The sequence below is a fragment of the Streptomyces sp. NPDC059456 genome, from assembly GCF_042750055.1.
GTDB lineage: Bacteria > Actinomycetota > Actinomycetes > Streptomycetales > Streptomycetaceae > Streptomyces.
In genome coordinates this window covers 836-3,743 of record NZ_JBHYVA010000213.1, presented here as the reverse complement: position 1 = coordinate 3,743, position 2,908 = coordinate 836, and the positions used below count along the sequence as shown (strand labels likewise).

4 protein-coding genes are annotated in these 2,908 nt (G+C 73.1%); 2 read left to right on the top strand and 2 right to left on the bottom strand.

The window, feature by feature from the left end:
• Window positions 1-57: 57 nt before the first annotated feature.
• Both ACFXA3_RS19955 and ACFXA3_RS19950 read right to left on the bottom strand, forming a co-directional pair.
• Window positions 58-558, bottom strand: a complete 501-nt coding sequence (locus ACFXA3_RS19955) for a DUF3515 domain-containing protein (protein ID WP_385188452.1) — start codon at window positions 556-558, stop codon at window positions 58-60.
• 23 nt (window positions 559-581) lie between these two features.
• Entirely contained in the window at window positions 582-815 is a 234-nt protein-coding gene (locus ACFXA3_RS19950) for an Lrp/AsnC ligand binding domain-containing protein (RefSeq protein WP_030298511.1), read from the bottom strand.
• 244 nt (window positions 816-1,059) lie between these two features.
• On the opposite strand from ACFXA3_RS19950, the gene ACFXA3_RS19945 reads away from it, so the two are divergent.
• Window positions 1,060-2,043: a thiamine-phosphate kinase gene (locus ACFXA3_RS19945; protein ID WP_327278759.1), complete on the top strand. Its 984-nt coding sequence runs from the start codon at window positions 1,060-1,062 to the stop codon at window positions 2,041-2,043.
• Complete coding sequence (gene thiD / locus ACFXA3_RS19940; protein ID WP_385188440.1) at window positions 2,040-2,843, top strand: bifunctional hydroxymethylpyrimidine kinase/phosphomethylpyrimidine kinase; 804 nt, start codon at window positions 2,040-2,042, stop codon at window positions 2,841-2,843. The genes ACFXA3_RS19945 and thiD overlap by 4 nt, the downstream gene beginning before the upstream one ends.
• Window positions 2,844-2,908 lie beyond the last annotated feature (65 nt).

Sequence of the window (2,908 nt, the reverse complement as noted above, 5' to 3'; positions counted from 1 at the left end):
GCCCCCCGGGGGGGCGGGGGGGGTGCCCCCCGCCCGGGCTTCGGCGGCGCGGGGCCCTCAGTACGACGAGATCCCCTCGGGTACGGTCCTGGCCACGACGGCGGACAGGCCGACCAGCATCCCCGCATCCGTGGAATGCTCCGCGTCGACCCGGACCTCCGTGTACGCGAGGCGCAGTCCGGTGATGAACCGGAACCCCCCGCCGGCGCTGTCGGGGAGTTTCTGCAGGAGCCACCGGACGCCGTTGACCTCGACGCCGTCCTGCTTCGGATCGGCCATCTCGGGGGGCTTGGGGACACCGCACCGCAGTACGATCGCCGAGCCGCCCCACGCGGCCGTCAGATCCGACTCCGGCAGGGCCTTGGCCCGCGCCAGGCCGGCCACCGTCTCCGGGAGTTCCTTGTGCAGTGCTGCACAGAACCCCGCGACGTCGGCGGGCGGCGTGGGCGGCGGCTCCACCCGGGCTTCGGAATCACCCGGGGCACAGCCCGCGAGGGCCAGTACGGCGGCCAGTACGGGCAGGGCGGGCACACGGAGGGGCCGGCGGTGTACGGACATCACCGGCCAAGAGTAGACGGGGGCTACAGATGGACCACCGGGCAGGTCAGGGTGCGGGTGATGCCCTCCACCTGCTGCACCTTGGCGACGACCATGCGGCCGAGTTCGTCGACGGTGTCGGCCTGGGCGCGGACGATCACGTCGTACGGACCCGTCACGTCCTCGGCCTGGATCACCCCCGCGATCTGGCTGATGGACTCGGCGACGAACGACGCCTTGCCCACCTCGGTCTGGATAAGGATGTACGCCTGTACCACGGAACCTCCAGGGCGGCCACGAGGATCGATTCCCCTAACCTTCGGGTGGGCCCAGGGATGCGAGTGGGCCCGGGGAAGAAGGGACGCCACGGTACCGCGTTGCCGAGCACCACGGGGAGACCCGGGGGCACGGCGCCACGCACAGCGGGGCGTACGGAGAGCAGAAGTTGACGTATCTGTTGACGGTACCCAGAGCTGTGACGGCTCGCGACCGCAAGCGGACTGGGCAAGAAGGGGCACAGCGATGAAGGGCACTGTGGGCGAGCTGGGGGAGTTCGGGCTCATTCGGGAGCTCACCTCACGGCTCACCACCACCCCGGCGGTCCGGCTCGGACCGGGCGACGACGCCGCGGTCGTGTCGGCCCCCGACCGGCGGGTCGTGGCGAGCACCGACATCCTGCTGGAAGGCAGGCACTTCCGGCGCGACTGGTCCACGGCGTACGACGTCGGCCGCAAGGCCGCCGCGCAGAACCTCGCCGACATCGCCGCCATGGGCGCGGTGCCGACGGCCCTGCTGCTCGGCCTGGTCGTCCCGGCCGAGCTGCCGGTCACCTGGCCCACCGAGCTGATGGACGGCCTGCGCGACGAATGCCAGGTCGCCGGCGCGGCCGTGGTCGGCGGCGACGTCGTCCGCGGAGACACCATCACCGTGTCCATCACCGCCCTCGGCGACCTGCGCAACCACGAGCCCGTGCTGCGCTCCGGCGCCCAGCCCGGCGACGTCGTGGCCGTCACGGGCTGGCTGGGCTGGTCCGCCGCCGGTTTCGCCGTGCTCTCGCGCGGCTTCCGCTCCCCGCGGGCCTTCGTCGAGGCGCACCGGCGCCCCGAGCCGCCGTACCACGCGGGCCCCGCGGCCGCCGGGCTCGGCGCCACCGCCATGACCGACGTCAGCGACGGCCTGATCGCCGACCTCGGCCACATCGCCGAGGCCAGCAAGGTGCGGATCGACCTGCGCTCGGCGGCCGTCGACATCCCGACGCAGATGCACGACATCGGGCAGGCCGTCGGCGTCGACCCCTTGCAGTGGGTGCTCACCGGAGGAGAAGATCACGCCATCGTGGCGACCTTCCCGCCCGACGTGAAGCTGCCGGCCCGGTGGAAGGTCATCGGGGAGGTGCTGAACCGGTCCGCGCTGCCCCAGGTGACCGTGGACGGCGCTCCCTGGACGAGCACCGGCGGCTGGGACCACTTCGGCTCCGACCCGTCCACCGAGGAGACCTCGAGATGACCGACGCGCCACCGCTGTGCCTGACCGTCGCCGGATCGGACTCCGGCGGTGGCGCCGGGATCCAGGCCGACCTGAAGACCATGCTGGCGCTCGGTGTGCACGGGATGAGCGTGGTGACCGCCGTGACCGCGCAGAACTCCCTCGGGGTGCAGGGCGTCTGGGAACTGCCCGGTGAGGCCGTGAAGGCCCAGTACCGGGCCGTCGTCGACGACATCGGCGTCCGGGCGGTCAAGACCGGCATGCTGGCCTCCACCGCGCTGGTGGAGACGGTCGCCGAACTGCTCGCGGCCACCTCCGCCCCCGCCGTCGTGGACCCCGTCGGCGTCTCCAAGCACGGGGACGCGCTGCTGGCCGCCTCGGCGCTGGACGCCGTACGCAAGGAACTGCTGCCGCGGGCCACCGTGGCCACCCCCAACCTGGACGAGGTGACGCAGCTCACGGGCGTGGTCGTCGAGAGCGAGGACGACATGCGGCGGGCCGCCGACGCCGTGCTCGCGTACGGACCCGAGTGGGCGCTCGTCAAGGGCGGACACCTGGCCGCCCACGGGAACGAGGCCGCCGACCTGCTCACCGACGGCGACACACAGCTGTGGCTGCGGGCCCCGCGCCACGACAACCGGCACACCCACGGCACCGGCTGCACCCTCGCCAGTGCGATCGCCGCGGGCCTCGCCAAGGGGCAGGACGTCCCGCAGGCCGTCATGGAGGCCAAGGAGTACGTGACCGGCGCCATCGCCGCCGGCTTCGCGCTCGGCGGCGGCATCGGCCCGGTGGACCACGCCTGGCAGTGGCACCGCTGACGGCATCGCAACGGCAGAGGACCACCCCCCGAAGGGACGGGGGGGGGCTCTGGCGGTCGGCCGCC